Annotated in this window: 6 protein-coding genes; all 6 read right to left on the reverse strand. The window is 40.1% G+C overall.

The annotated features are described in order from the left end of the window. Positions 1–10 precede the first annotated feature (10 nt). Positions 11–1,384, reverse strand: a complete 1,374-nt coding sequence (locus tag HMPREF1548_RS01380; protein WP_021633861.1) for an ABC transporter substrate-binding protein — start codon at positions 1,382–1,384, stop codon at positions 11–13. A 270-nt stretch (positions 1,385–1,654) separates the two neighbouring features. Next, positions 1,655–2,680: a response regulator transcription factor gene (locus HMPREF1548_RS01385; protein WP_270497010.1), complete on the reverse strand. Its 1,026-nt coding sequence runs from the start codon at positions 2,678–2,680 to the stop codon at positions 1,655–1,657. Positions 2,681–2,711: 31 nt separating this feature from the next. Then, positions 2,712–4,448, reverse strand: coding sequence for a cache domain-containing sensor histidine kinase (locus HMPREF1548_RS01390; protein ID WP_035320555.1), 1,737 nt, complete (start codon positions 4,446–4,448; stop codon positions 2,712–2,714). A gap of 308 nt (positions 4,449–4,756) precedes the next feature. Beyond that, positions 4,757–6,358: an ABC transporter substrate-binding protein gene (locus tag HMPREF1548_RS01395; protein WP_021633865.1), complete on the reverse strand. Its 1,602-nt coding sequence runs from the start codon at positions 6,356–6,358 to the stop codon at positions 4,757–4,759. A gap of 65 nt (positions 6,359–6,423) precedes the next feature. Continuing rightward, positions 6,424–7,296, reverse strand: a complete 873-nt coding sequence (locus HMPREF1548_RS01400) for a carbohydrate ABC transporter permease (protein WP_035320557.1) — start codon at positions 7,294–7,296, stop codon at positions 6,424–6,426. A gap of 17 nt (positions 7,297–7,313) precedes the next feature. Next, on the reverse strand, positions 7,314–8,177 hold the full coding sequence (locus HMPREF1548_RS01405; protein WP_286137734.1) for an ABC transporter permease: 864 nt from the start codon (positions 8,175–8,177) through the stop codon (positions 7,314–7,316). Between the last annotated feature and the right edge of the window lie 254 nt (positions 8,178–8,431).

Genomic DNA, 8,431 nt, shown 5'->3' on the forward strand with positions numbered 1-8,431 from the left:
ATACATACTGCTACTGTGCCGATTTAATTGCTTCGGCTGACCGCTCCGTCAGGTTCTTATAATATGTTTCCTCATCTATTACACCAAGGAAGTAATTCTGGCTCTCCTCTTTATATATCTGTGTAATTTCCGCAATAGCAGTTGTCTTTGTAACAATAATGTATTTGAAATCGTCTCTAAGCATAACTTTCTTGTATGATTCCACATCAAATCTTTCTTCCGGATTTTCACCAAGAATCTTTGCTACAATAGCTTCTTCATCTGCGTCTGCCCATGCCGGCATTTTACCGATATGCTTGGAACCATCAGTAATCCAGAATTTAATAAATTCCCATGCCGCCTCTTTGTTTTCACTCTGGCTGTTCATACAGAGGAAGTTGTTGTTTTCAGACTGATATGGGTTTGCTTTTCCATCATCTGTACTCGGCAGTGGAGCAAATGTGGTAACGAAATCATGCGGGAAATTTTCCAGGTCATTTACATATCTGAGCATCCATGCGGAAAATGGCATCATAGCGATTTCACCGGCGAGGAATGCAGACTGAGAATATGTATCAAGCTTTCTTGCAAATACCTCTTCATATGGCATTGCAATTCCTTCATCCATCATCGATTTGAATTGTGTGTTAACACGGAATTCAGGTGCATCAAAATTTGTCTCGGAATCAGATTTATAAAATGCATCTCCGCCAAGAATTGTTTCCGGAATCATCAGAGGCTCACCTGCATAGTAAATATTGCACCCATATATTTTCTTTCCATCTACTTCATCGGTAAGTTGTCTTGCAACCTCTTCGAATTCACTCATTGTCCAGTTTTCAGGAATTGTAATATTCTTTGCCTCCAGCATATCTTTGTTAATCATAATTCCGATAGGTTCTGTTACAGTAGGTATTCCGTAAACTTTTCCATCTACCTTTGCAAATGACTCCTTACCGCCTTTAATGTTATTGTCGATAAATCCTTCTTTGTCAAAAGCGCCAAGATCCTCCAGCATTCCGCTGGTTGCACGCTGTGACATAATTGCCGGTGAATATGTGAAGAATACGTCAATTTGTTCTCCTGACAGCAGTGCAGTATCAAGTTTTGTATTACCTGTGTCATCATTAACAAATCTTACATATTCTGCAGGTGCTTCCGGATGCAGACTGTTCCATTCATCTACTAAAGCATCCGGACCATCTTCTCCCGGAACACCGCCCCAGATAACAAGTTTCTTAGGTTCAGCCGAAGGAGTTGGCTCAGTTTCTTTGGTTTCCTCTACATTTACCTGAGCAGCTGCTGATGGTTCCTGTGCCGATGGTTCTTCTGACGATGCACAGCCAACCAGCCCTGTTACTGCAAGCATTCCTGCCAATAGCAAACTTATTACTCTTTTTTTCATTACACTTTCTCCCTTCTCTTTCTTTTGGTGATTTCATTATATATACTCTCCTCATTTTGCAGTAGCTAATAAATTGTCTGCATTTATTAATTATTTTCCTTTTCTGATAGATTCATATATTTTGTCGCATTTCATTAATATTTTGTTCTTTCTGTTTTTGAGTCTGCTCACTCCTATATAATACAGCAGGTATATTGGCAACTCTGACAACAAAAGCTCCCCAAACCATTCATTGGTTCGAAGAGCTTTTTCACCTGTCATATGCAATTATTATTTCAATCCTGACATAAAAAATTGTTTCTGATACATTTTAGGAGATATTCCGGTAAGATTCTTAAATATCTGTGTAAAATATGCCGAGTTGGAATAACCAACTAATTCCGCCACCTCCTGCATTGTTATCTTTTTGTCCTGGAGAACCTCTTTTGCTTTTTCTACCCTGACCTTATTCAAATATTCACTGAATCCCTCTCCCATTACTTTTTTAAAATATCTGGAAAAATAGGATTCACTCATTCCAATATACTCTGCTACCTCACCTAATTTCACATTATTTCTGTAATTCCTGTTAATATATTCCAGAGATGCGCGTATTCCGGCATCATAACTTTTCCTTTTTTCTTCCTCAATCCTCTCATGCATCCATAAAGCTTCCTGAGATATTACTTTTTCAAAAGCTTCCCTGGCAGAAGCTTCCTTTAATGCCCGTATCGTTTTTTCTGTCAGATAATCCTTTTCATAAATTCCATACTTCTTTCCTACACTTGCAAACACCCCAATGATTTCTTCCCATTCACTGCTTTCCCGCCAGCACTTTTCCAAAATCATGGAGGACTCATAAATTTTCTCAAGTAAATCCTCTAATTCCTTATCTGTTCCATACTCCAGAGTACGGCGTAACCTGGTTTCGTATTCTGCTCCAAAGAAAAGCGGAAGCTTTTCCTCCTGCTTTCCCAGTTCTTCCCGGGTTCCCTTAACATAAGCGGTTGCACGACGAATAACAGACTGTAATTCGTCTGTGTTCATAGTCAGCTTCGGAATATAATCCACAGCTTTATTAAACTTCATTGCTTCCCGTACACACTCCATATCATTTACACAACTCAACACAATATTTACAGTATCAGGACTTATTACTCTGACCTTTTTCAACAATTCCAGCCCATCCATCCTGGGCATTTTAATATCTGTCAGCAATATATCAATAGGATTTTTAGATATGATTTCCAAAGCCTGTTGACCATCTGCAGCCTCAAAAACCTCATCAATGTCCAATTCCTTCCACGCGATGCTCATACTGATTCCCTTGCGAACCAAAATCTCATCATCAGCAATTACTATTTTCACTCTGCTCCCTCCTTTTCCCCAATATCATCCGTATCCTTGTTCCTTTCCCTGGCTGAGACGATATCTCAAATTTACTATCCTTATAATATAGTTCAATTCTCTCTTTTACATTAGCTACTCCGATACTACGCTCTGTATGGGTTTTCTTAAGAATCTCAGAAATTCTCTCATTACTCATTCCCTCCCCGTTATCCTCTACAGCCAGCACTGCCTGAATTCCTTCCATCTTTGCACTAACCAGAATGCTTCCCCGCTCTTTCTTTTCACGCACCCCATGTATAATACTATTCTCTACCAAAGGCTGCAAAATCAACACGGGAACTTCCAGGTTATTCATCTGCTCATCTATCTGATATATAACATCAAAAATATTTCCATATCTCATTTTCTGAAGTTCTATATAATGCTTCAGACACACAATCTCTTCTTCAAGAGTAATACAATCCTTCGCTTTTCCGAGTGAATATTCCAGAATATGTCCCAATGATTCAATCATTCTCTCTGCAGTCGGAGCCGATTCAATTATACACAACCATTTAATTCCGTTTAATGTATTAAATAAAAAATGCGGCTGGATCTGCGTTTGAAGTGCCAGAAGACGGCCTTCCTCTTTTTCCTTCGTTATCCTCAGGTTTTCATCAAACAATTTTCTCAGCCGCGTGCTCATATTATTAAAATCATCGTAAATCTTATGTATTTCTTTATTTTTTTCATGATTTTCAAGATTAATAAAATCTCCCTTCCGGACCTGTTCCATTGCTTCTCCCAGCCGCGTAAGTGATGTTCCGATTCTGCTAAACATATAGCTGCCTGTCAGTATCAGCAGTAAAAGACAGAGCACATTACTTATATAGTTAAAATTACGGTAGTAAATTAATTTTGCATATATTTCATTATATGGTACTATCTGAACCATTTTCCAACCTGTTTTTTCAACAGAATCCTGAAGAAAAATATACCGTTCTGAACCAATCAATATCTCATTGCTTCCTTTATTTGTCCGGGCTTTCTTGATCTGGCCCGCATATATTTCTTCTGTAAACCGCGTCTGTCCTTTATCATTCGCATAAGATAGCACAAATTTTCCGCTTTCATCCACAAGATATCGTTCCGTATGCATTAATTCACTATCATGACGCAAAAGCTTTCCCATATAAAGATCCTGATATATCTCAATGCAAAGTACGCCAATTCTTATACCATTCTTATCAAAGAGATTTCTGGACATTCCCAGGATGGGTTCTTCCTCAGAACGTCCGGGAAATGTCTTCCATAAAAAATATCCATCCTTTGCTATGGTATCCTCTTTCCACTTTATGCGGAATTCCGCATTTTCACTTTGTCCGGCTCCTAATGTACTGTACACTTTACCATCAGAATCATATATAATCATAGCCGCATTATAACGGTACAAATATACTGCATTATAGTCCTCCAGCCTCTTAATTACTTCTTTTCGTTCTCCCATATCCCCATCCGTTTTACGGACAACGCCTGTCATATATTCATCTGTGGATACCACATTAGATATCATCAATACATCATCCATGATTTCTTCTAAATTTCTGCTGCTTTCTTCTAATTGTCTTTTACCCTGAAGCAGAAGCTGCTCCTTCACGGTATTCCCGATATACAGATATCCCAGCCAGGGCATAATGAGCATAGGAATTAATGTAGCTGAAATAATTGTAGATATTAACTGCTTTTTTATTGTCATATACGATAAAATCCCCTTTTTTATCTTTATAATTTTTATCTCATTATGCAATCTTCGGATTTATAGTAAATCAAATATCCATGCAAGCATGGCTACTTGACTCGTTGCTCGCGGGAATAAAAAGGGAAATATATATTGGTTCTAAATCCCAAAATATATTTCCCGTATCATGCATTGTAAATCCGGTGTTTCACTGTGCCAGGACAAATAACATCTATCCTTTGCCAGCTCTTGTTACAGTGGGTTAATACAAGAAGGGTTTATCTGCCCTGGCATCACCTTTTTTAAGACAATAAAACATATAAGTTTTATTTTGCACCGTTTACTTTAGCCCATGCATCCAGCTGCTTTTGTGCCTCTTTCGTCAGTTCGCCATTCGGATCCGCTGTCTTCAGCTTTTCCTCATACTGCGGTATTGCAGTCTCTGGATCGAGCATCCCTGTATACAGCCCATAGTACATCTCTTCATAAACGGAATTTATATTGGCTATTATAGTTTTTACAGGTTCCACATCAAATGAAAATCCGGCGATGGGGCTGGAAACAGCCGCCTCATTATTTTCCATGGTCGCTTCCCAGGTTCCCTCTTCCTGCCCGGGGAGATAATAAGCATTAAACTGGTTCACCAGCTCCCAGGAGATACCGGGCGCATATCCTGAATCTGCTATCTGTTCTATAGAATTATCGGAAACCTTATTATAATGCACTCCTTCAATGCCAAACGCCATAAGATTATATAAATCCTTATTTTTCCATAATTCTTCCAGTACCATCATGCAACGCTCCGGATTTTTCGAGGTACGGCTAATTGCTGTCATACCGGAAAGCACGGACCTGGTACGTACCGTAGGTTCCGTAACAGGAATCGTTACTACAGGAAAATCATATAAGCTTTGATTCTCCGCTTCTACGCCAGGTTTATAGGGGCATGCCCATACTGCGTATTTTCCCGCCTTAACATCTGCCGTTGTATCCTGCACACTTGCAGCATCTTTCTTAATAAAGCCTGCCTTATACCACTCATGTGTCTGTTCAAAAGCCTTCCTAGCCACATCCGATACCTTCAAGGCATCACCTATCTTATAATCTTCCATGCCAAAGGGTACGGTTATCAGAGGTTCATAAAGGAAATCCACATATCCGCTTACATCCTGTGCCCCTGACATAAATTCCATAGGCCACTCATAGCTCTTGTGGAAATCAACCGGCGTAATACCTGGTTCATTATCCCTGATCTGCTCCAGGAAAGGTTCCAGATCCTTCGGAGTCTTTACCTTGGTACAATCAAAACCGTATTTATCCAGCAAATCCTTCTGGAATACAAGCCCCCTTTGCTCAACTAAAGTCTGATAGTTTATGGCTCCGTAAATATCGCCGTTAATCTTGGTAACATCCCAATATTTCTGGTCAATTCCCTTATAATATTCAGGAGCATATTCAGGCAGAAGATCCGTCAGCGGCAAAAAGGCTCCCTTTGCAACATTTTCCGCATATTTTACCACCCAGCCTGCGCTGGTATAACACATATCAAATTCTTCACCGCTGGCTATCTTGACCCTCATCTTATCCTCATAAGAACCCCAGTCGAAAATAGTCCATTCTAATGTAACATTCAGCTTTTCCTGCAATATTTTATTTACTTCCGCCATGACCTTCTCATGATCCGGATCCGGCCCGTTGCCGATAGCATACCAGGTCAGGGTTACAGGTTCCAGCTCCGCCTGTGTACTCTCCTGTACAGCTCCTTCCGTGGAGCCCTGCTCTTCCGGCTCCACTGTTGTCCCTGCTGCTGTCTGTGTACTGCCGCCGTCCACACTGGCAGGCTCCTTACCGCACCCGGCCAGAGAACCAACAAGCAATACTGCTGCCATACCCAAACCAACTATTCTTTTACCCCATTTTTTCTTCATTTACCATACCTCCCAATCTCGTTTGTTTTGTTTCTATACTGCTTTGTAATACCATACAGGCGAACCTAACCTTTCACCGCCCCTACAGTCATTCCCTTAACAAAATGCTTCTGGAAGAACGGGAACAGCACAATGATCGGTCCCACCGCCATTACACAGGCTGCCATCCTTACTGAATAGGTGGGAATCGTTACTCCGGATAAAAACATATTCTTACTGGGATCCGAAAGCGCCTGTGCATTCGATATGATACGGTAGAGCAAGTACTGAAGCGTTCCCAAATCCGCATCATCCACATACATCAGACTGGGCCACCAGCTGTTCCAGTAAGTAAGCGCCACCAGCAGCGATACTGCCGCAATACCCGATTTAGCCAGCGGAATTACCAATTTGAAAAATACCGTATACTCCCCCGCCCCGTCTATCTTGGCAGATTCAATAATCGAAACAGGAATATCCGACATAAATCTGCGCAGAATAAAGAGATAATAAGGCGAAATAAGTGTGGGCAATACCTGTACCCAGATTGTATTATTCAAATGCAGGTAATTTGTAATCAAGATATATGTGGCAACCATTCCTCCGTTAAACATCATTGTAAAATAAATAAAAAAACCAATTGTTCCTCTTTGCTTGAAATCTTTACGGGATAATGTATAAGCAGTAGCTGCCATAAACAAAACTCCTGCCAGTGTCCCTCCGACTGTTGTCAGGATAGTAACGGCATATGCCCTGAGCATAACACTTAAATCCCGGAACAAATAATCATATGCATCCGTTGTAAATTTTCTTGGAAACAATGCATAGCCCTTTGTTACTACTTCTGCCTCCGTGGAAAAAGACGTGGCAATTACGATTACAAACGGTACAATACACATAATGCAAAATACAATAAATATAAAATGTATCACCACGTCCAAAAAACTGTATTTTTTCATATGCCCCTCCATTATTATCAGTAAATTGCGCTTTCCCTGTCTATTCGTCTGATAACCCCATTGGAAACCACCACCAGCACAAATCCTACAATTGACTGATAAAAACTGGCTGCCGAGCTCATGTTAATATCTCCGATTTTACGCAGGGTCCGGAATACATAGGTATCAATTACATCTGTAGTTGGAAATAAAGCGCCCGATTCATTTGGAAGGAAGAAAAACATACCAAAATCGGCCCTTATTATCCCCCCCAGTGAAATCAGTGTCAGCATAATGATCGTAGGCTTAATTGCAGGAAGCGTAATATACCATATCTGTTGCAGCCTGGAAGCACCGTCAACCTTTGCCGCATCATAATATTCCTGATCAATACTCAGAATTGAAGTATAATAGATAACCGCCATATATCCCCCTGTCTTCCACAGGTTTGCAATCGTAAGCAAGAACGGCCAGTAAGACGGCTCATTGTACCACATGATCGGATCACCGCCAAATAGCTTAATAATTTGATTGGTAATCCCAAGGTCCATATCAAAGAGGGTAATAAAAATATAACCTACAACAATCCATGACAAATAATAAGGAACAAACATTACCGTCTGATAGACCTTTACGCTCCTGCGGGATACCTCGTTTAAAAATATCCCCAGCAGTATCGCAAATACAGTCCCTGTTACAATAAAGATGAAATTCATTCCTATGGTATTACGGGTGATTCTCCATGCATCCGCAGATTCAAAAAGGAATCTGAAATTATCCAGCCCTACCCATTTGCTCCCCCAAATACCCAAATCATACCGGAAATCCTTAAATGCAAGAATCAGTCCTCCCATGGGCAGATAGCAGAAAATGAAAATCAATAGCAGTGTTGGAACATTCATGGATAAAAGTTCCCAATTAATCTTATTCTTTCCCCTCCTTTTAAGCTTTATTTTTTTGTTTCTGTCTGATACCCCCATAAAAAATTACCCTCCTTCATTTATGAGTCTGGCTCTTCCTTCCAAAATCATCATAAACGAAAAAGGGTATCTGTTTATAGTGCAAAAAGTGGTTTTCTATATTCACGGAGACTGTACTTTTTATATTTTTCTCTAATTTCCCGTAAATAATTAGTGCCTGCTGATTAAGCTTAAAT

The organism is Clostridium sp. KLE 1755 (assembly GCF_000466465.2).
Taxonomy (GTDB): domain Bacteria; phylum Bacillota; class Clostridia; order Lachnospirales; family Lachnospiraceae; genus Eisenbergiella; species Eisenbergiella porci.